This window comes from Thalassotalea profundi (assembly GCF_014653195.1).
Taxonomy (GTDB): Bacteria; Pseudomonadota; Gammaproteobacteria; order Enterobacterales; family Alteromonadaceae; genus Thalassotalea_B; species Thalassotalea_B profundi.
Window position 1 is genome coordinate 23166 of sequence record NZ_BNAH01000019.1, and the last position, 26087, is coordinate 49252.

The following is a 26087-nucleotide window of genomic DNA, read 5'->3' on the forward strand; positions in this document are numbered from 1 at the left end:
TGTTGGCTTTTTAGTGTAAAGGCTTGACTTGTTGCCGTTAGCTTTCGTCTTCGTCATCATATTGAGAAAAGTCAGTTATACCTTGCTCAGTAAGTATTTTACGAACACTAGCGGGTAATTTTTCAGTGTTGTCTTTGGCTAAGTCATTATCATCAGGTAGTGGTTGTCCTGTGAATGCATGTAAAAATGCTTCACACAGTAATTCACTGTTAGTGGCATGTCTTAAATTATTTATTTGGCGGCGCGTTCGCTCATCAGTTAATACTTTGAGCACACGTAATGGAATGGAAACCGTTATTTTTTTAACTTGTTCACTTTTTTTCCCATGTTCTGCATATGGATTTATGTACTCACCATTCCACTTTGCCATGAAATTTCCTCTGATTGTATTTGTATATTTACTTTTTATCATGGCACTTAAACGAATAAATAAGAAAGCTTTTCTATTTTTCATTAAAGACCAATAGTGATTCTGCCTATGATTTTACTGCTTGTACGCCCTGAGTCAACTATGAATGTGTAGAAGTTTAGATGTCTAAAAGTTCTTGACCGAATTATCGAAAGCGTTTAGAGTTATAGACGTCCAAACATCTATTTGAAATAAACCTATTAGGTAAGTATATGACTGATAAAATGTCTGAAAAAAAACATGCGACAATTGCAGTTCGTAGCGGTATTAATACCGATAAACATCATGGTGCTGTTGTTGCTCCAATACATTTATCAAGTACATATTCCCTTAAGGGATTCAATGAAAAACGGCAATTTGATTATTCGCGTACAGGGAACCCAACAAGAGCGACTTTTGGTCAAGCGATTGCAGATCTTGAGCAAGGGGCTGTAGGTGTTGTTACCAGCACAGGGATGTCGGCAGTTCACCTTCTCTGTCAACTATTAACAATCGACGATACTATTGTTATTCCACATGATTGTTATGGTGGAAGCTATCGACTATTTACTCATTTAGCCAAACGTGGACAGTTTCAGTTGATTATTGTTGATCAAAATGATGAACAGGCGTTGGCCGAGGCATTAGCAAAAAAACCTAAATTAGTATTAATAGAAACGCCAAGTAACCCTTTACTACGTATTTATGATATACAGAAAATTGCTCAATTAAGCCATAAAGCAGGAGCTTTGGTGGCTGTGGACAATACATTCTTGTCTCCGATCTCACAGCAACCATTATTGTTAGGTGCCGACATTGTTTTTCATTCAACGACCAAATATATAAATGGGCATAGTGATGTTGTGGGTGGCGTTTTAGTCACTAAAGAGCAAGCTTTAGGTGAAGAGCTTGCATGGTGGGCAAACTGCATTGGCATTACGGGTTCACCATTTGACAGCTATTTAGCTATACGAGGTTTAAAAACATTACCTGTGAGAATAAAACAGCATCAAACTAATGCTGATCAAGTAGCAGATTTTTTATATAAACATCCAGCAATCGAAGCAGTATATTACCCGGGATTGACAAGCCATCCCAATCATCACATTGCTAAAAAGCAGCAAGCAAACTTTGGTGCAATGATGAGCTTTGAAATTAAAGGTGGTATTGAAGCAGTTAAGAAGTTATTTGATCATTTGCAGCTATTCACATTAGCACAGTCGTTAGGTGGAGTAGAAAGTTTAATAAGTCACCCATCAACTATGACACATGCCGGTATGGAAATATCAGCGCAGATAGAAGCAGGTATCACACAATCACTTGTGCGTATTTCAGTGGGAATAGAAGATATTGAAGATATTCTCGCAGATTTGGCTCAAGGTCTTGTTGCTAGTCAGCAACACTAGTTTTTTACTTTAAAAGTGTAAGCTTTATTATGGAACAGTCATCAAATGCTGCGGTTTTAAGCGCAGAGAATAATCAATTAGTAAAACAAGCCGTACAAGTGCATAAATTTGGTGGTAGTAGTCTAGCCAATAAAGCTTGTATTGAACGTGTTGTTGGCATTATACAACAACATTGTCAGTTGAATGATATTGTCGTGGTTTCTGCCAATGGGAATACCACAGACGATTTGTTCGCAGTGTTAGCTTTAGCCAAGTCGGGCGATGCTTCATTAAATGACGCTATATTAGCCTTAAAAGAAAGCCAAGCAACGCTTATTGCTTCTTTATTAAATAAATCGAGTGCTGCAAGGCTTATTGAAATATTAGACAAAGACATCCAACAGTTTTTAACTTGGATAGACCTTGATATAGCTAAATTTGAAAATGATTTGTTAGCATTTGGCGAGTTATGGTCTGCTCGTTTAATGTCTGCGGTATTAAACGAACGTGTTTGTCCAAGTCGCTATATCGATGCGAGGGACTTTTTAGTCATCAACAATGAGCGAGACTGTCAGGTACTTTATCCGTTAAGTGAGAAACAATTAGCCCATTGCCGACAGCCAGAAAAGCTTACTGTTGTTACTGGCTATATTAGCAAAGATGCAGACGGCTTGACTAAAACACTAGGACGTAATGGCAGCGATTACTCTGCAACTATAATGGCGGCGTTAGTCAGAGCAAGTAATGTAACACTTTGGACTGATGTTGATGGTATTTATAGTGCCGATCCACGGGTTGTTCCTCATTCAAGAAAGCTACACCGTTTACCTAATGGCGTAGCGAAAGAGCTAGGTCGTTTAGGTAATCCGGTATTACATGCTAAAACACTACAACCACTTACAAATCATAGTACGCACTTACATGTAGCAAGTAGTTTTGCTTTTGAAGTAGGTGGTACCGAAATTGGCACATTTGGGCAAATAGCCAAACAAGAGTTGTCTGTAACGTATTTAAATGATCTATTACTTGCAAGAAGCGAAAGTTTCACTGGAGACCGTGGTCAAGAAGCTGCACAAGAGTTTGAAGCTATAACCTATGATGTTGAGAAAGGCTTTATAGTGATTTATCAACATCAACAAAAGGCACTAAGCCAATGGTTAGCGTGTCACGATACTGAAGTTTCATTTATACCCGCTGCCATTATGGCAACCGTTGGACACAAAGTTGTTGAGCATGGAGATATAAAAGCTCGTTATAAGCGCTCATTAAAAGATGCGAATGTATTAGAATTTGTTAGCTCAGAAAATAAACACAGCTTAATTGCTGTAATGCCACAAAATTGTACTATTGAATTATTAAATAATGTCCACTATGACATGACCAAAGATGCACGTCATATTGGCCTTGTTGTGGCGGGGCTCGGCAATATAGGTCAGCGTTTTATTGAAATGCTACCTCACCAGTTAAATAGTATTCACGCATTAGAAAACGTTCACTTGGTCGGTTTAGTTACGTCTAAAAAAGCGTTAGTTAATAATGACGGGATCGATGTGAATCACGCACTAGAGCAATTTGAGCAATACGCACAACCCTATGATAATGAGCAGTTTCTTTCATGGTTGGCGAATCATCCATATGACGAACTTGTAGTCGTGGATATTACGCCTAGCGAGCAATTTAGTCATTTGTATCGTGCTTTTTTTGAGCAGGGCATACATGTTGTGGGCGCCAATAAATGGGCAGGCTCTGCACCCACTCAACAATATATTCAATTACTGGAAACAGCCAAAAAGCATCAAAGTTTGTGGCTCGGAAATACTACTGTAGGTGCAGGACTCCCAATTAATCATGTGATTAAAGACCTACTGAATAGCGGCGATACAATTACTGAAATATCAGGTATTTTTTCGGGTACCTTGTCATGGTTATTTGAAAATTATGATGGAGAAACACCTTTTTCTACTTTGTTGCTAGACGCTCTTAACCAAGGGCTTACTGAACCAGATCCACGTGAAGACCTTTCTGGACGTGATGTGCAAAGAAAATTACTTATTTTAGCTAGGATGGCCGGATTTGAATTATCGCTGGAAGATATTCATTGCCAAAATTTAGTGCCGGAAGCTTTGCGAACAATATCAAAAAATGAATTTTTTAACCAAGTACCGCAATTAGATGATTATTTTCTAGTACAGTTACAGCAAGCTAAACAGCAACAAAAGTGTATTCGCTACATTGCACGATTTAGTGTTGAAGAAGAGAAAATCAATGCAAGTATTAGTTTGGAGCAATTAGCACAAGATGATGCTTTCGCTAACCTTTCAGCATGTGACAATATTTTTCAAGTAAAAAGTCAGTGGTATGATACGAATCCCCTTATTGTGAGGGGACCGGGTGCGGGAAGAGATGTAACCGCGGGAGGATTACATTCAGACTTAGTAAGTATTTGTCAGCAGTTGGTGAGTCGAACAAATCAAGTGAAAATTAAAAGTGTTTAAGCAGTAGGTGAAATTAAGCAGCGTTCATTTACTTGTCTATTCACTGTATTAATTAATTAAGTGCTTGAGAGTTATTTAATTATTAACTAGCATTGAATGATAATCATGATTGTTGCATGGAAGTTACTGCTTACCTATGTTAAAAAAATCCACTAGTGATACTAAGTTCACCGCTCAAGTAAAACTGCTATTAGATAAACTTTATGGTCGCAGTGCTTTAAAAGATTCACTTGTTGAGCGAGCGATTGAATTTTTCGCTAAGCAATCATTTATTCAGCATAAATTAGATGGCTTTAAAGAAAGCATTGCCGAACTTAAAGCTAAAGGTGAAAAAAAAGATAAATCGATTACTCGATTTGAACGTGATTACCGAGATCTCAAGCAAGAGTTACGCTATGAAAGTAATGAACGTTATAAATATTTATATGAAATCTGCCTCGAAATATTAAAACTCAGTGAAGGGATGTCATTTGATGAAACTAATCGAAAATCAGCGCAACTCTTAGGGACTATTCAATTAGTCAGCCCCACAGAAGGAAAAAAAATAGCTGAGCATAATGAGCGTAATAAGCCACTTTATAAAGCTATTTTAACGTTACGTTTATTCGACCAGTTATTTATAGAGCAATCTATAACGCTAAATCATCCTTATCTAAAAGAACATTTATCTGGGATAGATATAGAAAGTTTTAAATCTTTAGCAGCGACGGATAAAGACATTTATCAGACGTTAACTGAAAATATCAAAATCCCTATTTTAATGGCTGCTCTTATTCAAGATATTGGTAATTATCATCCTGATGCTCAAGAAATATTAAAAGGCAAAGATGGTAAATTAGATATGCATCGTACACTACCTGTGGATGAGCGTAAGGCGTTATTACAAATCAACTATAGTGAAACTGTTAAGTTTATGATTGATGGTTTAGGGGCGCCAATTTATGTGGGTAATTCGAAAACAGAGCGCGATAAATTTAATATTGTAGAGCACCAAAAGCTAGTATTTATTAAACAATTAATAAAAGGATCTATTGCGCCTAGATCAGGTATTGGCAATTTACTTAAAGTGCCACAAATATACACGTCGATAATTCTATCAACCAAACCTAGTTACAATTATAAATTACTACCTAAGGTGTACCAAGCACTCTATCAAAATGCTGAACATGGCAGTTGTTGTAAATCAGTGGTTGATGCGTTGTATAAAATAACGGGAACTTATCCTCAGGGTTATGGAGTAACCTATATTCCTTTTGATAGTGACGGTGAAAAAAGTGATCGGTATGAATACGCGATAGTCACTCAATTATACCCAGAAAATGGACAGCATCCTGTTTGTAGAACTGCTACTAGGTATTTAACCTTTATTGGTTTTGGTCAAGATGTTGTCATTCATAATGACAGTAATTTATATAATGTTGAAGTTGCACAGCAGTTTGCTACATTGAGTAAAGAACGCTTAAATGAAATTTTAGAATTACTGGCTTCAAATTATGCCGATCGAAAAAAGCTCGACTTATTACCACGTTACTGGCACGCAGGTGATTACTTTTCGGTAAAAGATAATCAAAAATTATGGAATAAAAGTAAATAACGGTCTTTTTACTTTTTAGGAGAATCACTATTAAGACTCTTTGGATTAGCTGCTTTTTAGCTGTTTTAGTTTGGTCAGGAATAGGCCCAAAAGATCAATTTACTTGGTTTTTAGAAGTACTTCCCGCATTAATTGGTATTGCCATTCTTGTTTTCACATACCACTCATTTCGACTGACAACTTTACTATACTTTTTTATTTTATTGCATTGTGTCGTCTTAATGGTTGGTGGACATTATACCTACGCCGAAGTGCCATTTTTTGATGATTTATTTGGCTCCGAGAGAAATAATTACGATAAAGTTGGTCATTTCTTTCAAGGCTTTGTACCTGCGTTAATAGCAAGAGAAATTTTACTACGTAAAAATGTTGTTAACTCCGCTGCCTGGCGACATTATATTATTATTTCAATTTGTCTGGCCTTTAGTGCTTTTTATGAGTTAATTGAATGGTGGGTTGCATTAGCTTCGGGCGAAGATGCCGAAGCATTTTTAGGTACTCAGGGTTATGTTTGGGATACTCAATCTGATATGGGCATTGCTTTGCTTGGAGCTATTTGTTCATTACTTATTTTGTCTAAAATTCATAACCAGCAATTGAAGTATTTACTACAAAAATAACTGACTTATAAACCTAAAAGTTGATCAAGAATAGCTTAGTTTACAAAGAATGAGATTACACTCATTGATACTTAGGTATTTTTGGGTAACTGTTATGTACGGAACACTCCTTTTATTACATATACTTGCCGCCACCATCTGGACTGGCGGACATATTGTTTTGTCTGTGGTGATTTTGCCTAAAGTACTTAGGGATAAATCACCGGAAAAGTTGCTCAGTTTTGAATCAGTTTATGAAAAAATTGGTATGCCAGCGCTCATTGTGCAAGTTATTACTGGTATAATGCTAGCTTATCGTTTGTTACCTGATATTAGCCAGTGGATAGATATCAGTAATCCTATTACTCATGGAATTTTAGCCAAATTGACTCTGCTCACACTCACTTTTTGCTTTGCTCTTGATGCTCGATTTCGTGTTATACCTGTGCTGTCAAAAAATAATCTCACCGTTATGGCATGGCATATTATTCCTGTTACACTAATTTCAATACTATTTGTTGTTGTCGGCGTGTCATTTAGAACGGGATGGTTGTATTGAGTACGATATTAATTTTTGGTAATTCTGGATCGGGAAAGTCAACATTAGCCAAGCAATTGTGTGAAGCTAAATCATTAGCTCATCTTGACTTAGATACGCTTGCTTGGCAAAAAACATCGCCGCCAACGCGTATGTCGATAGCAGAGTCGGCGGCGTTAATCGAGCAATTTACGAAACTTAATACTGAGTGGGTGATAGAAGGGTGCTATAGCGATTTACTGGCATTAGTGAAGGGAAAATCTTCTGAAATTATCTTTTTAAATTTGCCGATAGATATGTGCATAAGCAATGCGAGGAAACGTCCGTGGGAACCTCATAAATACCCATCAAAAGCAGCCCAAGATGATAATCTTGATATGCTTGTTGAATGGATCGCACAATATGAAGTACGTTCAGATACCTTTTCAAAAACGGCACATCAATCATTTTATGATGAATATGAAGGCATAAAAACTATGTATTGTGACAATAGTCGCTGTAATAAAAAGGATGATATTTGTTGAATAACTAAGCTATTTTAAATGACAATTATCAATAGCTTGGTTTGTATACCAACTTCAAAGCGACTAGAAGCAATACTTGTTAATCATCTCTAATAACACTTTATCGGTTTTGTTGATTTGATCAAACGCCAAAAATTCATCAGGTTGATGCGCTTGATCAATAGAACCTGGGCCCATCACAATGGTTTGACAGCCTAATTGCTGAATAAACGGAGCTTCCGTTGCATAATTTACCGCACAGCAACTATGACCACTGATACTTTCAGCAAAGTCGATTAATTCACTTGGTTTCGTTTGCTCAAAACTAGGTGAGCTAGGGTGCAATTCTGCAAATGTTACTCTGCCAGGGTAACGAAGTGCTACTGGCTCTAATGCCTTGGCCAACCAGCTAATTAGTTCGTCATCACTTAAGCCAGGAATGGCTCTCATATCAATATCTAATTCACAATGCCCACATATACGGTTGGCATTATCGCCGCCACGAATAGCCCCTAGGTTAAGCGTCGGCATAGGTACTTCAAAAGCTTGATGTTGATAAGTTAACGCTAACTTTTCTTTTAAGGTTAATAAAGCGCTTATCACTTGATGCATTATTTCAATTGCATTCACGCCTCTATCAGGCTGGCTTGAATGCCCAGACTGACCCGTTACTTTTATTTGATGAGACATATGCCCCTTATGCATCACTACTGGAACTAAGTTAGTGGGTTCACCTATTATTGCTACATCAGGTTTTGCTAATTGGCTTTGCATAAAAAATCGCGCACCAGCCATAGTGGTTTCTTCATCAGCAGTAGCGAGAATATACAAAGGTTTTTTCATATTTTTCACATCAATAGTTTTACAAGCCTGTAAAATAAATGCGAAAAAGCCTTTCATATCACAGGTGCCTAAACCATAAAATTTATCGCTTTTTTCAGTGATCATTAATGGGTCTGAATTCCATCTATTTTCATCAAAAGGCACTGTGTCACTATGACCAGACAACAAAAGTCCACCATCGCCACTGCCGAGTTTAGCTAACATATTATATTTATTACGTGTTTCAGGTACTTGTTGAATGTTTATGGTAAAGCCTAACTCTTCAAACCAAGTTGCAAGTAATTGAATTATAGATAAATTTCCTTGATCCCAACGTTCTAATGTAGAGCTAATTGAAGGTTGGGCAATAAGTTCAGTTAAAGCTTGGGTAAAATTTGGTAATTTTTTCATTATTTTTCTCGAAATAGTTATGCTTCTTTATTGCATAACTACCCATTTGATGTTAATTTCGCATTTCTAATTGTTATTCGTTAGATTACGCAAATTTTTCAGAGGATTCAATTCGATTTAGCGCTTTTAAAATCGGATAAGTTATATCATGTTAAATACAGTGTGGCGGTAACGAAAAAGTTTAACATTTTTTTCTTATAGTATTGTAAGAGTGAATAGAATTGCATTTTTTGAGGGTAATATGAAGGTTGCAGTAATCGGAGCAAGTGGTTATACAGGCGCGGAATTAATTGCGCTACTTTGTCAACATGACAAAATTTCAATTTGCGATTTGGTCGTATCAGAAAATAGTGAGTCAACAGGTGAATTATTTTCGACATTACACCCAAAGTATTTAGGCATATGCGATCTACCCTTAAAAGCTTTTTCTGAGCAATGGTTTGAGCAAACGGTCAATGAAATTGATGCAGTGTTTTTCGCGACTCCTCATGAGTTTAGTGCCGATTGGGCCCATGCTTTTGTTGAAAAGGGCGTAAAGGTATTTGATCTTTCGGGTGGTTTCCGCTTAAAAAATAGCGATGACTATCCTAAGTATTATGGTTTTGCTCATCAGCACCTTTCAACTCTCGCACAAGCACAATATGGTTTAGCAGAATGGTATGCTGACGATATTGCTAATAGCCAAATTATTGCCGTACCTGGTTGTTATCCTACTGCCAGTTTATTAGCGTTAAAGCCAATTATTAACCAAGGTTTACACCTTGATAATTCGTTAATCGTGGTCAATGGAATTAGCGGTGTAACGGGCGCGGGGAGAAAAGCCGCTTTAGCGACGAGCTTTAATGAAGTAAGTTTAACGCCATACAATATTTTACAGCATCGTCATCAGCCTGAAATTAGTCAAGAAGCGCATGCTCAAGTTATTTTCAATCCACATCTTGCACCTTATAAAAGGGGCCTGCTTTCAACAGTAACATTACCACTAAATGAAGGTGTAACTAGCGCTGATATTAACCAAGCCTTTATTAATGCGTACAAAAACACACCATTAATTCGCTTAGTGGGCGCATGGCCAAAAATAGATAATGTAGCGCATACACCTTTTGCTGATTTGCACTGGAAAGTTGATGAAGAAAAGCAGGTAGTAGTGGTGAGTTGTGCTATTGATAACTTATTAAAAGGCGCAGCATCTCAGGCATTACAATGTGCCAATCTTAGCCTAGGTTTACCTAGTCATTACTCTTTAATCAAAAATACGTTAATTAAAGAGTCATTACCTAAAGGAGCTAAAGTATGAAACAACCTTTAGTGATAAAAATCGGCGGTGCTATTTTAGAAAAAGAATCCGCATTAACCGCCTTATTAAATGTAATTGCCTCTATAAAAAATCATGCTGTGGTACTCGTACATGGCGGTGGTTGTGTAGTTGATGAAATGTTATCTCAGGCAGGATTTACTACTGTGAAAAAACATGGACTACGTGTAACACCAGCAGAGCAAATGCCGATAATTAGTGGTGCATTAGCGGGTGCAGTTAATAAGTCGATTGTTGCTACAGCCACGAGTATGAAAATCCCTTCGGTGGGTTTATCACTAACCGATGGTGGCATCGTTAGCTGCCGATTAAATGACCTTGATCTAGGCGCCGTTGGTACCCCTAAAGCACAAGATAGCAAATTACTTGATACCTTATTAAAAGCAAATTTCTTACCTATTATTTCCTCCATTGGTGCATTACCTACTGGTGAGTTGGTCAATGTAAATGCCGATGATGCCGCAGTGGTCATTTGTCAGTTATTAAATGCCCAACTACTATTATTAACGGATGTCAATGGAGTGAAAGGCGCGGATGGAGAATATTTAGCGCAATTAGACGCTATTACAGCAAATAAATTAATCAACGATGGTGTGATAGCTGGTGGCATGACAGCCAAAGTTAATGCCGCTTTTTATGCGGCGAATCAATTACGACGAAGCATCGCGGTGGCCAGTTGGCAAGCGCCTGAACAAATAGTGAATTTGTTAAATGGTGAGCTTATAGGTACCCGTATTCAACCAGAATAATTTTTATTGAACATTCTATCGCTAGCGCTTAATACTTATTACTAAGACGTACGCGTATTGCTTATTCTTACGAATAATAAGCTTCGTTATTTTTACAGGATTGATTATGTCATTATTAAATTTTTTAGCTGATGATCAGTTAAATAAAGAACAGATACTCAACTTGATATCGCTTGCCAAAGATATCAAGAAAAACCCTAAAAGCTACAATAAAAAGCTGGAAGGTAAATCGGTTGCCATGATTTTTGAAAAACCGTCATTAAGAACCCACGTCAGTTTTGATATGGGCATTAATAAACTCGGCGGCCACGCACTTTATTTAGGTCAGCAAAATGGCAAATTAGGTGAGCGTGAAAGAGTAAGTGATTACGCTAAAAACCTTTCTTGTTTTGCAGATGCGATTGTCGCCCGTGTTTTTGAAAATAGTGCGATCGAAGGCTTAGCCGAACACGCAAGTGTACCCGTAATCAATGCCTTGTGTGATTTATATCATCCGTGTCAGTCATTAGCTGATTTTGTTACTTTATCAGAATGCTTTGATGATCTGTCAAAGGTCAAATTTGCTTATATTGGCGACGGTAATAACGTCTCAAATTCATTAATGCTTATGGCGGCAATTGTCGGTGTTGACTTTACTTTGGTTTGTCCAGAGGGCCATGGACCATCGCAAGCGATGTTAAGCAAAGTTGAGCAATTTACAAAAGTCAGCGGCTCAACATTTACGTTTATAAATGATATTAATGCGTTAGGGCAACAAGATGCACTCTATACTGATACTTGGGTGTCAATGGGTAATGAAGATAGCAGTGATAAAACCGAAGTTTTAAAGAAATTCATGCCCTATCAAGTTAACCATCAATTAATGGAAAATGCTCAGGCAAGCATAGTTATGCATTGTCAACCTGCGCATTTGGAAGAAGAAATAACAACAGCTTTGTTTGACGACGAAGAAAAGTCAGTGGTCTTTCAAGAAGCTGAAAACAGAATGTGGGCACAATGTGCAGTACTGGTTAGCTTATTTGCTAAGTAAGTTACCCCCCACCAATTTAATAAAATTGTAAATAATTTAAGAGATTATAGGAAACAAACATGGCTTTAGCAGCGAAGAAAAAAATTAAAAAGGTAGTATTAGCATATTCAGGCGGTTTAGATACCTCAGCCATTATTCCATGGTTAAAAGAAAACTATGAAGGTTGTGAAGTTGTCGCATTTTGTGCTGATGTTGGTCAAGGCGAAGAAGAACTTATTGGCATTCAAGAAAAAGCAATTGCTTCTGGTGCTTCAGAGTGTCACGTAGTTGACCTTAAAGAAGAATATGTAAAAGATTATATATATCCCATTTTAAAAACAGGTGCTGTTTATGAAGGCCAATATTTATTAGGTACTTCAATGGCACGTCCAGTTATTGCCAAAGCCCACGTTGAAGTAGCATTAAAAGTAGGTGCAGATGCTTTATGCCATGGTTGTACAGGTAAAGGTAATGACCAAGTACGTTTCGAATCGTGCTTTGCTGCTTTAGCGCCTGAGTTAACCGTTATTGCACCATGGCGTGAATGGGACATGGTATCTCGTGAAGACTTACTTGATTACTTAGCTGAGCGAAATGTGCCGTGTTCAGCGTCACTTACAAAAATTTATAGCCGCGATGCGAATGCTTGGCACATTTCACATGAAGGTGGCGAGTTAGAAGATCCATGGTGTGAGCCGTCCAAAGAAGTTTGGACAATGACAGTGGACCCTGAAGATGCTCCCGATCAAGCAGAGCGCGTACAATTAAGTTTTGTGGAAGGTGAGCTTGTATCAGTAGACGGACAAGACTTTAAGGCCAATGGTTCGCCTGCGCATGACGCGTTAATGTATTTAAATGCTAAAGGTGCTGCACATGGTGTTGGTCGAATTGACATTGTAGAAAACCGTTTAGTAGGTATGAAGTCTCGTGGTTGTTATGAAACCCCAGGTGGTACTATTTTAATGGCCGCTTACAAAGGCCTTGAAACCTTAATTTTAGATAAAGAGTCATTAAAATATCGTGAATCTATTGGCCTTGAATTTTCACATGTTATTTATGACGGCCGTTGGTTTACCCCATTAGCCAAAGCGCAATTAGCTGGCGCAGCGTCTTTTGCTGAAAAACTAACCGGTGATGTGGTAGTCAAACTCTATAAAGGTACCGCACAAGTTACTCAACGTCGTTCACCTAACTCGCTTTATTCTGAAGAATTTGCAACCTTTGGCGCTGATGACGTGTACGACCAAAAACATGCTGAAGGTTTTATTCGTTTATTCAGTTTATCTAGCCGTATTACAGCACTTTCTCAAAAGGGCGCTTTATCTGAGAAGGAAAAATAAACATGGCTTTATGGGGCGGACGTTTTAAAGGGCAAGCAAGCTTGCAGTTTAAAAAATTTAATGACTCATTGCCGGTAGATTACCGCATGGCAGTACAGGATATTGTCGGCTCCATTGCATGGGCTGGCGCTATTCATTCCGTTGGTATTATTACCGATGATGAATTAACTAAGCTAACCGCAGCATTAAATGAATTAAAAGTATCAGTTGAAGAAAACCCTGAACAGATACTTAATTCTGACGCTGAAGATATTCATAGTTGGGTGGAAATTCAATTAATTGAAAAAACGGGCGACTTAGGTAAAAAGCTACATACAGGGCGTAGTCGTAACGACCAAGTAGCCACTGACCTTAAGCTTTGGTGTAAAGAAACTGGTGGCGAGTTATTGCTAGCCTTAGTTAATTTACAGCAAGCGATGATGAATTTAGCTGAACGTGAAAAAGATACAGTTTTACCGGGCTATACGCATTTACAACGTGCGCAACCAGTAACCTTTGGTCATTGGTGTTTAGCGTACGTTGAAATGTTTAACCGTGATATTGGCCGACTAAAAGATGCAATTTACCGCTTAGATGTTTCACCTCTAGGCTCTGGCGCATTGGCAGGAACGGCTTATCCGATTGATCGTAATGCGTTAGCACATAACTTAGGTTTTAGAACGGCCACCATGAATAGTTTAGATGCCGTTTCAGATCGCGATCATGTGATTGAATTAATTGCAGCGGCCAGTATTTCAATGATGCACTTATCACGTTTTGCCGAAGACTTAATTTTCTATAATTCAGGTGAAGCAGGCTTTGTTGAAATGAGCGATTTAGTTAGCTCGGGTTCATCATTAATGCCGCAAAAGAAAAACCCTGATGCCTGTGAGTTAATTCGCGGTAAAACGGGGCGCGTTTTTGGTGCATTAACGGGTATGTTAACGACTATGAAAGCGTTGGCTCTTGCCTACAACAAAGACATGCAAGAAGACAAAGAAGGCATGTTTGACGCCCTAGATACATGGCTAGAATGTATGGAAATGGCGGTTTTAGTGGCCGATGGCTTAAAAGTTAATCGCTCTCGTACCTTAGCTGCGGCGCAACAAGGCTATGCGAACGCCACGGAACTGGCTGATTATCTTGTCAGTAAAGATATTCCGTTTCGTGAAGCGCATCATATTGTTGGCGAAGTAGTATTAGCGGCAATTGATAAAGGCTGCCCATTAGAAGATTTAACCTTAACCCAATTACAAGAATTTAGTGAATGTATCGAACAAGATGTGTATCAACACTTATCTATTGAATCAACCTTAGATAAGCGTGAAGCCTTAGGCGGCACATCACGTACGCAAGTTCAAAAAGCCCTTGATAATATACAGTCGGGTGATCGTGAAATTCTTAATGAACAAGTGGTAGGCGCGCCGGGTAAAGAACAAGTTAAAGTTGCGTTAAAGCAGGTGAAACAACGTTTGAATGCACAACGTGCAGCGGCTTTATCCGTACGCCGAGCACGAATGACTGACGTTGACAGTATTTTTAATTTAACCACTTACTGGGCCGACAAAGGTGAAATTTTACCGCGTAGCCGAGACAATATTATTCACGATATTCAAAACTTTGTAGTTGCTGAAATTGACGGAGATGTTGTTGGTTGTGCTTCACTTTATATCTATCAAACAGGGCTAGCTGAAATTAGGTCTGTTGTGGTTGAAGAAAATGCCCATCGTCAAGGACAAGGGCAAGCACTTGTTCAATATTTACTTGGTTTTGCTCATCAAATGCAATTAGAAAAAATTATTGTACTGACGTATATCCCAACATATTTCAAAAAATTAGGCTTTAACCTTATCGATAAAGCGTCTTTGGCTGACAATATTATTGAAGACAGCGAACCGAGTCCTCATAAAGATCCGGCTGATGAAGTGGCAATGGAATATATATTATTTCCACTGGTTGCAGATAATAAGTAATCACGAATAGTTAACGTAAAATAGTAATTTAAGAAGAACGGACACATGGCTAATAGTAATAAAGAAAACGTTAAATGGTTTAGATACGCAGCGCCTTATATTAATGCGCATCGTGGAAAAACCGTCGTACTAATGTTTGGTGGTGAGGCCGTTCTTCATCCTAATTTTGCCAATATTATTCATGATATTGCTTTACTACGTAGTTTAGGGGTAAAGCTTGTGGTAGTGCATGGTTCACGCCCACAAATTGACGAGCGTATGGAGCAACGCAATATACCACGTCAAGTTGAAAACAATATTCGCGTCACTGATGCCGAAACCTTAGTTGCCGTTAAAGATGCCACAGGTTCACTACGTTTACATATTGAAGCATTGCTTACCATGGGGCTAGTAAATTCGCCCATGCATGGCTCGCAAATTCGCGTTAGTACCGGTAACTTTGTTATTGCAAAACCTATGGGGGTACGCGACGGCATTGATTATAAATATACCGGGACTGTTCGAAGAATTGATGAAGTCGGCATTAAAACGCAACTTGATTATGGGTCGATAGTGTTACTTTCGCCAATCGGTTATTCATCAACGGGCGAGGTTTTTAATTTAGCGTTAGAAGATGTTGCCACACAAACAGCGATTGCGTTAAAAGCTGATAAGTTAATTACATTAACCGAAGACGATGGTTTGATAGACGAATCAGGCGAACTTATTCGTAGCTGTAGTATTCGTAGAGTAAAAACCTTACTGGACGATAAAGACTGCCATGTGCGCCAATTGCTATTAAGAGCGATCATTCAATGTGGTGAAAATGGTGTAGAGCGTTGCCATTGTGTTAGCTATCAGAGCGAAACGGCTTTATTACAAGAGTTATTTACCCGTGATGGGGCAGGAACGTTAATTGCCAAAGATCATAAAGAGCAAGAATTTACCGCTACTATTGACGATGTTGGTGGTATTTTAGAATTAATTGCCCCGTTAGAAGCGGAAGGCATACTCGTCAAACGTTCACGTGAGTTATTAGAAGTGGAAATAGACCGCTTCACTGTGATTAAAAAAGAAGATGTAATTATTGCCTGTGCGGCGCTGTATCCCTATATCGAAGCCGGCTCGGGTGAAATTGCCTGTGTCGCTATTCACCCTGACTATCGAAAAGGCAATCGTGGTGAACGTTTAATGGAAGCAATAGAGCTAAAAGCGAAGGCGCTTGGTTTAACTTCTTTGTTTGTGCTAACCACCGTTAGTGGTCATTGGTTTAGAGAGCGTGGTTTTATTGAACGTTCAATGGAAGATTTACCCGAAGGTAAAAAACAAATGTATAACTTTCAACGTAAATCCAAGGTATTGATTAAAGAGATTTAGGCTTTGTTTTTAAATAATTAATCGAGTAACCTTGATGGTAATAAAATCATCAAGGTGAATTTTACTGCCTGTGGAAATTAGCTACCGATTAAGCCGTGATGAATAAAAATAATGAGAGAATGAGTCCGAAAATGAGTGAAAAAATTAATCAGTCTTCTTTAAACGCATTGAAAATAGCCTTTACTTATATGCCAAGACCAATTGAAGTCACTAAATATGAGTATGGAGATAGTTACCAAAAAGTACTCGATCATATTCAAACAGTGAGAGAGGTATTATTAATTAATGATGTGGATCCTGATGAAGTTTATGGCGAAATAAATCCTGAGAATACGCCTAACTCAACCTATTGATTTGGTAATAAACCAAGAAAACTCAAAATAAGGTCGGTGTGTATACCGACCAAACACCGGACTTTTTTACAAATTTTTTCAGTAAATTATTTAAAATAACCTGCACCTAGATATAACCAACCCGTTTTCTCGTTTTCACGCAGTATCCATCAACCCTAAAACTAAATTACCTTTGAAATTTAACCGATTACGTTATATCGTGAATCCATCAAGAAATTAAGGAAGATTGATCGTGCTGAGTAATAGGCGAGAAAAATTCCTTTTATTAAGCTGTTAGAAGGTGTGCATGGATACTAAAGCCTCGATCTCCGAAGAATTAACTGCCCTTTATAAAGAAGGTGTTGTAGTAGTTTCAGATTTACAGTCAGAAGATAGCAAAAAAGATTTTACTTTCGAGTATCAGAATTGGTACACGAAAGCTATTAGAGTTGTTGAACTATTAGCTCAAGATAGGTTAACTGAATTTAAGTCATATTATGAAATAGATCCTAAAAGAAAAAGCATGGGGTATGGTACTTATTATATTCAAGACTTTCTTAAGGGTGTTGCCCCAAATAAACATAGACACCCTGGATTTAACACAAGAAATCAAACTGCTCAAAACCTAATGAATCAGTTAGCAATTGTTAATTCATTAGTTGGTCGAATTAGTTCTATTCTTACAAATATAGATAGTGAATTAATGGCTGATATTCAAGACGCTGAACTTGAAACAGCTAGGAAGTTAATAAAAGTGAGTTTAAGAGCCGCAGGCTCTTTAACTGGAGTAATAATTGAAAATCACCTTCAAAAATTAGCAAAAACTCACAACATAACGAGTAGAAAGAAAAATCCAACAATAAGTGATTTAAATGATCCTTTAAAAAATGAAGGTATCTTTGATACACCCACGTGGCGTAAAGTTACTTATTTAGCCGATATTCGCAATATATGCTCACATAAGAAAGATATTGAACCGACAAAAGAGCAAGTGAATGAGTTAATAGACGGCGCTAATTGGCTTGTGAAAAACACCTTCTAACAAGCCAATTAAGACGGGACATTTTAGCCAACAATTATCAGCCCCTTATTTGGGCTATTTTGGAGAGTATGTGGTGCACAAGGAAGTAAAACCTAAAAAACGTAATGAGTTTTCTCGATATGTAGCAATATTTCTATCAGCCTTATTTACTATTTTTATGAAACGAACTGTAGAAGATAGTTTTACTTATTTACAAGAGCTATCATTCTTGATGGATTTAGGCTTATATCTAATCATATTTGTCCCGCTCCATTACTTAATTTCTAAATTTACCGATTGGCTTTATTCGGACAGTGGCGAAAGCAATAGCTAACAAGAACATTAAACGGAAATCTGAAGTTCCCCCGATAAAGTGGACACCATCCACTTTATCGGGGGAAGATCACCTCTTTATTTTTCGCTTGTTTATTGCTTGCGTATTTTGGGCTAAATTTAGGTATCAATTTAAGTAGTGCAGTGATTGTATTGATTATTGCTATCGGCATTGTTGGTCAATCAAATGTTCAAAGAACAGATTTACTTAAAGAACTTTTTGATCTTAAATACGGCAAATAAATTATGTATAAGTTAATCAAACGGACAAAAAGAGTTAGTCCTTTACGCTTATCTTGCTTATAGTAACCAACATTTTCAGTCGCTTAGTAAAGCGCTACAACGATAAGGATAGTCAAAATGCTCATTACCGCTCGCAATATAAAAAATTCACTCATCATGTGTATTACCATGTCCGTAACATTATTTTTGTTACGCGGATTTTATGATGAAATCGAATTAACCCTTGTCAATTTGCTCCCTTATTTGTTGTCTTCAGTTATAGGGGCTGCTTTAGTTTTTTTATATCTATACTTATTCCCTAGCCAGCGAAAAGATAAGTTTCTTACATTTTTTATTCCGGGCATTGTTTTGATGGTGGTAATAATAACTACAGGATTATCAAGCTTTTGGCTTATTGATGAATTAATATTAATGTTGTGTTTTGTTTTTGGTGGTCAAGAAATTTCAAAAGCCGAGTCAAAACCGTTGTAACAACCAATTATCTAAGAGGCTTACATGGATTCGGTAAACCCTAAATTAATTATTATTCTTATTGCAGCTATTGTGTTACTTGTTTATGTAAAAGTTAGTAACCCTTATCAAGAGTTTAGTACGGAAGCTTTTTGGGAATCTGCTACGGTAGATGATGTCTATCAAATTCCAGAAGAAGCGCTTTTGCCAAATAATAAAAACGGTCCTGTACTTATGTGGGCTGCTTCTATAACAAGTAACCCTAAAATTATTGAAGCGCTTATCCTCAGAGGCGTAGATGTAAATGAACGTGATATTGATTTTAACGGCACGGCATTAAGCGCTGCTGCATATCAAAATCAACACCCTGAGATAATCGATGAGCTTGTGTCGCATGGTGCTGAGGTTAATATCATTCTAGGTTTTCTAAAAAAATCGCCTTTATTATTGGCTGCCGAACAAAATAATTCAAAAGTAACTGAGCGACTGTTATTTCATGGCGCAGATCCTGATTATCAAGACATAAAGGGCAGAACCGCCTATATTCAAGCCGTAAAATCTGAAAATGTGGAAGTGATCGCATTATATGAAAAAATGTCAGAATAGGGTATAGAAAGCGATAACAACACGCCCTAAAGTTTACAGTAAGTAACAAAACTTGCGTTCAGCCAAACATCATTTACTGTTATGCTACGGTTATATTCAACTTCTTAACGTTTATTGGTAAACAAGCTTAATGCAGAGTCGTTTTTTCCTATTATTAATAATTTTATTATTAATTTCTCCTTTTGCGACATCAAGTGTACTTTCAGTTAACATTTTAGATGATTTACCTGATGAGATAGCGCAAAACATTAACGCATACTTGGGCGAGTTGCCTGAGAATGAAACTGAACGTGCTGCTTTTGTATTTTCTGCGAAAAAACAAACCCAAAATGCTTTAAAAGCATTAGGTTATTATCGTGCTGTGGTCACCACTCGCGTTGATAAACCTCTTGATAATGAGGCTTGGACACTTTCCGTACAAGTCATACTTAACCAACCCACTGAAATAAATAAAGTGGAAGTGAATATTAAAGGGGATGCGTTAACTGACAAGGTTTTTTTAGCGAAAATAAGCAATGCGCCTATTAAATCAGGCGATACGTTACATCATGGTATTTATGAGCAATTTAAATCTGATTTGGTTTCGCTTGGCTTAGAGCGTGGCTATTTCGATAGCAAGTTTCTGCAATCAAATATTGCTATCAATAAAAACTTAGCAACGGCTGATATTCTCATTCATTTTGACAGTGGTCCTCGTTATCAATTTGGGGAAGTAAAGTTTAGTGAATTTGATATGAATGCTGACGTGTTAGCGCCGTTAGTGCCATTTAAAAATGGCGATTTTTATCAACAATCACTTTTGCAAAATTTACAGAATGAACTCGATAAAACCCAGTATTTTAGCAATGTAATTGTTCGCCCTGACACCGACAACACAACAGATAATATATTACCTGTTGACATCTACTTAGAAAAAGCCAAGCAACATCAATTTAATTTAGGCTTAGGTTACGCAACCGATACCAAAGAACGATTTTCTTTTGGTTGGAAAACGCCGTTAGTTAATCGCTATGGTCATCGGCAAGAATTAAGGTTGTCTTACTCGAAAATTAATCCAACAGGGTACTTTATTTACAGTATTCCCTTGTCGCACCCCAACGATGATGTTTTGCAATTACAAACAGAGCTAGAGCAAAATGATTATGGTGGGCTAACTAGTGGTTTTCTTTCATTCCAAGTAGGCCGTGTATATTTAGAAAATGATATTTTGCGTCAACCCTATTTAAGACACTTAACCGAAGAGTGGCATACGGATGGTGTTTACGATGATGCGAGTTATTTTATTCCAGGTTTTTCGTGGTCAGATGTCGATCGAAAAGGCTCTTTACTCGATCCGAGTAGTGGTTTTAGGCAATATTATAATTTAGAGGGAAGCTATGAAGAGGTGCTTTCTGAAACGTCATTTTTACGCTTTAATGCGCGCTGGAAATATATTACTTCGCTGTCGCCTAAACATAGAATAGTGGCACGTGCTGAACTTGGGTATGTGCTTGTTGATGAAGATTTTGAAGAAGACTTATCGCCTTCATTACGCTTTTATGCAGGTGGTGACCAAAGTATTCGTGGATTTGCATATCAATCAATCGGGCCTAAATTAGCACTTTCACAAGGCGATGATTCAGGTGATGAAATAGTAATTGGCGGTACTAATCTTGTCGTTGCCAGTTTAGAGTACCAATATTATTTTTCCAATACTTGGCGAGGAGCATTATTTGTTGATGCGGGTAGTGTTAACAATACGGATAAGCTCGATCTTGTTTATTCTGTTGGTCCAGGCTTACATTATATTTCCCCTATAGGTCCCATTAGGTTTGCGCTAGGGTACTCGTTAAGTGAGGAAAATCCCTCATGGCGTATTCATTTTAGTATTGGTGCAGATTTATGACCTATAAACGCGTTAGTTATAGTTTATTAGGCTTAATCACGGGATTACTGTGCTTTGTGGCTATCTTATTCTCCACGTCTTGGGGCGCGCAGTTATCATTTTATTTTGTCAAGAAAGCATCTTCTGTTCATATAGAGTATGAAAGTGGTTCTTTACTCAATAACTTAATGATTAGTCAGCTTAGTATTGATCAGGAAGGTATCACCGTAAATGCTGAAGAGGTGCATTTGCAGTTACATTTACGGTGTTTCTGGAAAAACCAATTATGTATTGATGAACTGAGTGTTGGATCACTACAAGTGAATACCAAAGCAAGTGAAACGCCGCCAATAGACAACGCTGTTACCGAAACACCTGATAAATCTGCCAGCATATCTTTGCCTTTTTCAGTCAAAATGAAAAAATTTGTGTTAGCAAAAGCTCAAATTAATATGCAAAGTGTTAATCAGGGCGTTACTCAAGCAACAGAAATAACCTTAACTGATTTTTCTAGTGCGCTTTCAATTAGTAAAAATCTCTCCAACATATTGGCGCTTAATATTGAGCAATCGAAATTAGCTACTGCGGATATTAGTATTGCTAACCAACAAACATCGACAACGCCAATTGTTGATAATGCTAACCAAACGTGGCCATTAGCAGAACTTCCCGAGCTCTATTTACCCATTAATTTAACTATGAAGCCGTTAACTATAAATGCGTTACATGTCACTCTCAGTGATACAAATCGAGATAAGCCATTACAGCTAGCTTCAGAGAATACTCAATTGGCTTTAACATGGTTTAAATCGCAATTGGCGATTAAAACGTTGTCTTCTACCGTTAAAGATATTGGTGATTTAGGGCTTAAAGGTACGGTTACCTTTGTGCCTCCTTACCTTGTTGATATACAGTTCACTAGTGATATTACTGACTTTGAACAAGTTCCCCAGCTTAATAATTCTCAACAACAAGTGCTAATACAAGGTGATTTATCCGAGTTAATCACCAAGATAAACAGCCAAGGCGAGTTAGTTTTAAAAGCTGACATGTTAGTGGATGTTACTAATCAAAAATTACCATATCAATTGAACGCCGATGTGACTCAATTTACCTTGCCAACGGATATGACCAATGTTGTTACCCCTTCATCATTACAGCTAAATAGTAAAGGCGATGTTAATTATCACACTATCGATTTAAAAAGTAATATCAGTGGTTTTGGCTACCAAGATGCAGTACTTGAGTTTAACGCGATTTATGACAAAGAAGTATTTAGCATTAATACCTTATCGTTTAATGATGCGACCTCAAAAAACAACCTAAATTTGCTAGGGGCGTTGCAACTAGGTGAGCATATATCTTGGGATGTAAAAGTGGATACAACAGGTATCACTTTACCCAATATCGACTCGCGTATATCAGGTCGACTACAGGGGGTTATTCACAGTACAGGGCACTGGAATGAAAAGGAATGGGCGATAGCCGTAACTGACTCTGTGATATTAGGTGAAATTAATGAGATTGAGCTTAACGCGCAAGGTAATCTTGATATTAATCATAAAGGAGAGCTTGCTCAGAGTAACCTTCAACTTAATTATGCGGGTGTAGCACTTAACTTTAATGGCTATAGTGATGAAAATTGGCATGTTACAGGCACCAGTGAAATTAAGCAGGTAAATGCCTTAGTAAATGATGTTGAAGGTGCACTAAGTGCTAACTTTACCGTTTCTGGTCCTGCGCTTCATCCTGAAATAAACTTGAAAGGTAAATTAAAAAATCTGTTTGTTCAGCAAATATCCAGTGATGCGATTAATTTCGAAGCCAATTATCATCCATTGGATAATCATAAACATACTGTTTCGATCACGAGCGAAAAAATTAACCGAAATTCACATACTATTCATGATATCGATTTAAGCAGTACTGGAGACTTAAATCAGCAACAAGTGGGTGTAAACTGGCAGGGTGATTCAGGCGTTAATTTACTACTCAATAGTGATTATTCACCCGCAAATCAGCGTATACAAATAAGCACCGAACAAGCCTCTTTTTCTATAGATAAGCAAGCATTTGAAGCAAGTGAAACCCTTAACTTTATCTACAACAATAATCAAAATACGTTAGCTATTAATAAGCATTGTTGGCTTGGTTCAGGTGCACAAGTTTGTTTAAACAACAACACTACAATTGAATTATCTAAAGGCGAGTTAGCCGCGTCGTTAAAATTAAATAGTGAACTGTTAGCACCGTTTATTCCAAATGATATTAATGTTTCAGGGGCATTAGATGGCGATATTGCTATTGCTTGGAAGCCAAATGTTATGCCAATGATTAATAGCCAATTATCAATCAGCGAAGGGCATATAAAAACCACAAAAGATGAAACACTACATAGCTTGCTTGAATGGCAAGGTGGGCAACTTAATTTACACATGAACAATAATAAAGTAGATGGAAGTTTTGCGTTATATGCCCCTGATAATACTGAAATAATAAAAGCGTCTAGTGTGTTTTCATTAACTGATAACCGCATTGAACAGGGAAATGTTTTCATCAACCATTTCAGTCTTTCGCCATTACTTGTATTGGTGCCAGAGCTTGCCATTTTGGAAGGAGGGGTTAGTACACAACTTACTGTTGAAGGGGCGTTAGATAACCCTTTGATCAACGGTAATATCGCCTTGACCAAAGGGAAAGCTAAAATTTCTGGTAATATGAATACCCTCGATGACATTAACTTAGTGCTTGATTTTAAGGGTAATAATGCAGAAGTGACGGGCGGATTAAACCTTAATAATGCTACGGCTACCCTTACTGGTAATGCTAATTGGCAAAGCGAATTAAAAGGGGAGTTCAATCTTGATGGTGAATCATTAAGTTTTTCAGTACCACCAGATCTTACGTTAACGCTATCACCACATTTGAATGCACAGATACAGGCCTCAGCACTTAAATTATCAGGTAATGTAGAAATACTCGATGGCAAACTTACTATTGATAAACTGCCACAAGGTAGTGTTAGCCTAAGTAAAGATGTGATTATTGTGAATGACGATGGCGAAAAAGTGGTAAGTGAAAAGCCCTTTGATGTATCAACCAATATTCGGGTAATTATTGCTGATGCGTTTAAGGTTGAAGGCCAAGGCTTTACGGGGCGACTTGGAGGTGATTTACAAGTCAGTCAACAACCTCAGCAGCCATTACAACTTTTTGGTAATTTGAAAGTTCCGCAAGGTCGTTATAAAGCCTATGGGCAAGACTTGTCCATTACCAAAGGCAACATTACGTTTAACGGCCCCACCAATAATCCCTATGTGGCAATGCAAGCGACTCGCACTATTGAAAAAGAAAACATTGTGGTGGGTATCGACGCAACAGGCTTGACAAACAGCTTGGATATAAAGTTATTTTCAAATCCGACCATGCAGCAATCAGAAACCTTGTCATATCTGGTACGCGGTAGAGGTTTAGACGCTGAAACTGGCGACAGCAATACCGCCATTGGCGTGGCATTAGGTACAGCGATTACTAACTTTTCGGGTGTGCTCGATCAAATTGAAAAACTACCATTAATTAACCGTGTTGAAATTGACGGCGACGAAAAACAAGCCACGATAGCAGGTTACTTAGGCGACAAAGTGTATATTAAATATGGCTTAGGCATTATGGAGCCGATAAATGAATTAACAGTTAGGTTTTATTTGTTAAATCGTTTGTGGGTAGAAACAGTTTCGGGGTTAGAAAACTCAGCTGATATTTATTACTCATTTGATATTAAATGATCTGAGCTTGAGATAAGTCATAAGGAATTCCATTTGTCATCATTAAACACTCTTCCTGCTTTGCTAATGTTATTAGCGTTAACCTCTTTAAAAACTATGGCGGCAGAAAACACGCCTTTTCAAATACCTAGAACAAGCGTTGTGGAGATAAAAGACCCAAAAAGTCAGGAGGTTTATCCGCTATTTATTAAGCTACCTAAATCCTATCGTAAAAATAGTGATGTACATTATCCTGTTATTTATTTAACTGATGCTTGGTATGCCTTTCAAATTGTGTCGGGTGCAACGCGATACCCGATGAACGTGAATAAAATGAAAGAAGCGATTATTGTGGGAATTTCATACGCTAAAGGCTTAAAAGGAGATGCCAGCCGAGTGCGAGACTATACGCCATCAATCAATAAATCTTGGAAACAAAAAACAGGTGGCGCTCAACAGCATTTAGACTTTATTGAGAATAATGTCATTAATTTTATCGACAATAATTATCGAACTGACCCAAGCGATCGCACGTTTATTGGAAATTCTCTGGGTGGCTTATTTGGTACGTATATATTATTAACTAAGCCACAACTATTTAAAAACTACATACTAGGTAGCCCCTCATATTGGTTTGATAATAAATTTATCTTTCAGTTAGAAAATAACGTAAAGCTAAAAAGTATACATGCGAATGTGTTTATCTCTGTAGGCGCGTTAGAGACAACTGCATTTGAAGGGCAACATGACATGGTGGGTGATGCTCAAGCCTTCTATCAAAGCATGTTGGCGTGGGATCAGCCTAACCTTAAAGCAAAAATAATAGTGATCCCCGAAGCAAACCATGAAACGGCTTTTCCGACAACAGCTATTCAGGGGTTACATTGGATTTATTCGAAGTAACTTGTTATTCAATAATAAGCAATTCAGCATTATGATCTTCCCCAAATAATGTAGACATCTTTTATTTAGAAAATGAAGTATGATGAGAGATGTTATGAGTAATAATAAATACCCA

At 37.6% G+C, this 26087-nt stretch carries 22 protein-coding genes; 20 read left to right on the top strand and 2 right to left on the bottom strand.

The window, feature by feature from the left end; all coding sequences use genetic code 11:
* Positions 1 to 37: 37 nt before the first annotated feature.
* Complete coding sequence (gene metJ, locus IE155_RS17350) at positions 38 to 370, bottom strand: met regulon transcriptional regulator MetJ (protein WP_189379549.1); 333 nt, start codon at positions 368 to 370, stop codon at positions 38 to 40.
* 263 nt (positions 371 to 633) lie between these two features.
* Here metJ and metB point away from each other — a divergent pair, with 263 nt between their 5' ends.
* From metB to IE155_RS17380, 6 genes are all read left to right on the top strand, one after another.
* Positions 634 to 1794, top strand: coding sequence for a cystathionine gamma-synthase (gene metB, locus IE155_RS17355; protein WP_189379583.1), 1161 nt, complete (start codon positions 634 to 636; stop codon positions 1792 to 1794).
* 29 nt (positions 1795 to 1823) lie between these two features.
* The gene (metL, locus tag IE155_RS17360; RefSeq protein WP_189379550.1) at positions 1824 to 4268 is read left to right on the top strand and encodes a bifunctional aspartate kinase/homoserine dehydrogenase II; all 2445 of its coding nucleotides are present in this window, start codon (positions 1824 to 1826) and stop codon (positions 4266 to 4268) included.
* 136 nt (positions 4269 to 4404) lie between these two features.
* A complete protein-coding gene (locus tag IE155_RS17365; RefSeq protein ID WP_189379552.1) occupies positions 4405 to 5862 on the top strand; it encodes a hypothetical protein in 1458 nt (485 codons plus the stop codon).
* A 29-nt stretch (positions 5863 to 5891) separates the two neighbouring features.
* Positions 5892 to 6482: a DUF2238 domain-containing protein gene (locus IE155_RS17370; RefSeq protein WP_189379585.1), complete on the top strand. Its 591-nt coding sequence runs from the start codon at positions 5892 to 5894 to the stop codon at positions 6480 to 6482.
* Positions 6483 to 6576: 94 nt separating this feature from the next.
* Positions 6577 to 7020 (top strand): CopD family protein, encoded by a 444-nt coding sequence (locus IE155_RS17375; RefSeq protein ID WP_189379554.1) that lies wholly within the window; start codon positions 6577 to 6579, stop codon positions 7018 to 7020.
* Complete coding sequence (locus IE155_RS17380; RefSeq protein WP_189379556.1) at positions 7017 to 7523, top strand: P-loop NTPase family protein; 507 nt, start codon at positions 7017 to 7019, stop codon at positions 7521 to 7523. Before IE155_RS17375 ends, IE155_RS17380 begins: the two co-directional genes overlap by 4 nt.
* A 63-nt stretch (positions 7524 to 7586) precedes the next feature.
* Here the strand turns inward: IE155_RS17380 and argE are convergent, their stop codons facing one another.
* Positions 7587 to 8735, bottom strand: coding sequence for an acetylornithine deacetylase (gene argE, locus IE155_RS17385; RefSeq protein ID WP_189379558.1), 1149 nt, complete (start codon positions 8733 to 8735; stop codon positions 7587 to 7589).
* 241 nt (positions 8736 to 8976) lie between these two features.
* Here argE and argC point away from each other — a divergent pair, with 241 nt between their 5' ends.
* From argC to IE155_RS17455, 14 genes are all read left to right on the top strand, one after another.
* Positions 8977 to 10032, top strand: coding sequence for an N-acetyl-gamma-glutamyl-phosphate reductase (argC, locus tag IE155_RS17390; RefSeq protein ID WP_189379560.1), 1056 nt, complete (start codon positions 8977 to 8979; stop codon positions 10030 to 10032).
* Positions 10029 to 10799 carry an acetylglutamate kinase gene (argB, locus tag IE155_RS17395; protein ID WP_189379561.1) on the top strand — a complete coding sequence of 257 codons (771 nt, stop codon included), beginning with the start codon at positions 10029 to 10031 and terminating at the stop codon, positions 10797 to 10799. Before argC ends, argB begins: the two co-directional genes overlap by 4 nt.
* A gap of 106 nt (positions 10800 to 10905) precedes the next feature.
* On the top strand, positions 10906 to 11829 hold the full coding sequence (locus tag IE155_RS17400) for an ornithine carbamoyltransferase (protein ID WP_189379563.1): 924 nt from the start codon (positions 10906 to 10908) through the stop codon (positions 11827 to 11829).
* Positions 11830 to 11888: 59 nt separating this feature from the next.
* Complete coding sequence (locus IE155_RS17405; RefSeq protein WP_189379565.1) at positions 11889 to 13148, top strand: argininosuccinate synthase; 1260 nt, start codon at positions 11889 to 11891, stop codon at positions 13146 to 13148.
* Positions 13149 to 13150: 2 nt separating this feature from the next.
* Positions 13151 to 15100 carry an argininosuccinate lyase gene (argH, locus tag IE155_RS17410; RefSeq protein ID WP_189379567.1) on the top strand — a complete coding sequence of 650 codons (1950 nt, stop codon included), beginning with the start codon at positions 13151 to 13153 and terminating at the stop codon, positions 15098 to 15100.
* A 45-nt stretch (positions 15101 to 15145) separates the two neighbouring features.
* Positions 15146 to 16456: an amino-acid N-acetyltransferase gene (argA, locus tag IE155_RS17415; protein WP_189379569.1), complete on the top strand. Its 1311-nt coding sequence runs from the start codon at positions 15146 to 15148 to the stop codon at positions 16454 to 16456.
* Positions 16457 to 16587: 131 nt separating this feature from the next.
* On the top strand, positions 16588 to 16809 hold the full coding sequence (locus IE155_RS17420; protein WP_189379570.1) for a penicillin-binding protein: 222 nt from the start codon (positions 16588 to 16590) through the stop codon (positions 16807 to 16809).
* Between the two features lie 286 nt (positions 16810 to 17095).
* On the top strand, positions 17096 to 17830 hold the full coding sequence (locus IE155_RS17425; protein ID WP_189379572.1) for a hypothetical protein: 735 nt from the start codon (positions 17096 to 17098) through the stop codon (positions 17828 to 17830).
* Between the two features lie 73 nt (positions 17831 to 17903).
* A complete protein-coding gene (locus IE155_RS17430; RefSeq protein WP_189379574.1) occupies positions 17904 to 18143 on the top strand; it encodes a hypothetical protein in 240 nt (79 codons plus the stop codon).
* A gap of 359 nt (positions 18144 to 18502) precedes the next feature.
* A complete protein-coding gene (locus IE155_RS17435; protein WP_189379576.1) occupies positions 18503 to 18856 on the top strand; it encodes a hypothetical protein in 354 nt (117 codons plus the stop codon).
* Positions 18857 to 18880: 24 nt separating this feature from the next.
* The gene (locus IE155_RS17440) at positions 18881 to 19441 is read left to right on the top strand and encodes an ankyrin repeat domain-containing protein (protein ID WP_189379577.1); all 561 of its coding nucleotides are present in this window, start codon (positions 18881 to 18883) and stop codon (positions 19439 to 19441) included.
* 130 nt (positions 19442 to 19571) lie between these two features.
* Positions 19572 to 21326, top strand: coding sequence for an autotransporter assembly complex protein TamA (locus tag IE155_RS17445; protein ID WP_189379579.1), 1755 nt, complete (start codon positions 19572 to 19574; stop codon positions 21324 to 21326).
* Positions 21323 to 25090, top strand: coding sequence for a translocation/assembly module TamB domain-containing protein (locus tag IE155_RS17450; protein WP_189379581.1), 3768 nt, complete (start codon positions 21323 to 21325; stop codon positions 25088 to 25090). Before IE155_RS17445 ends, IE155_RS17450 begins: the two co-directional genes overlap by 4 nt.
* 33 nt (positions 25091 to 25123) lie before the next feature.
* Positions 25124 to 25972 carry an alpha/beta hydrolase gene (locus tag IE155_RS17455; RefSeq protein ID WP_229817442.1) on the top strand — a complete coding sequence of 283 codons (849 nt, stop codon included), beginning with the start codon at positions 25124 to 25126 and terminating at the stop codon, positions 25970 to 25972.
* The last annotated feature ends 115 nt before the right edge of the window (positions 25973 to 26087 follow it).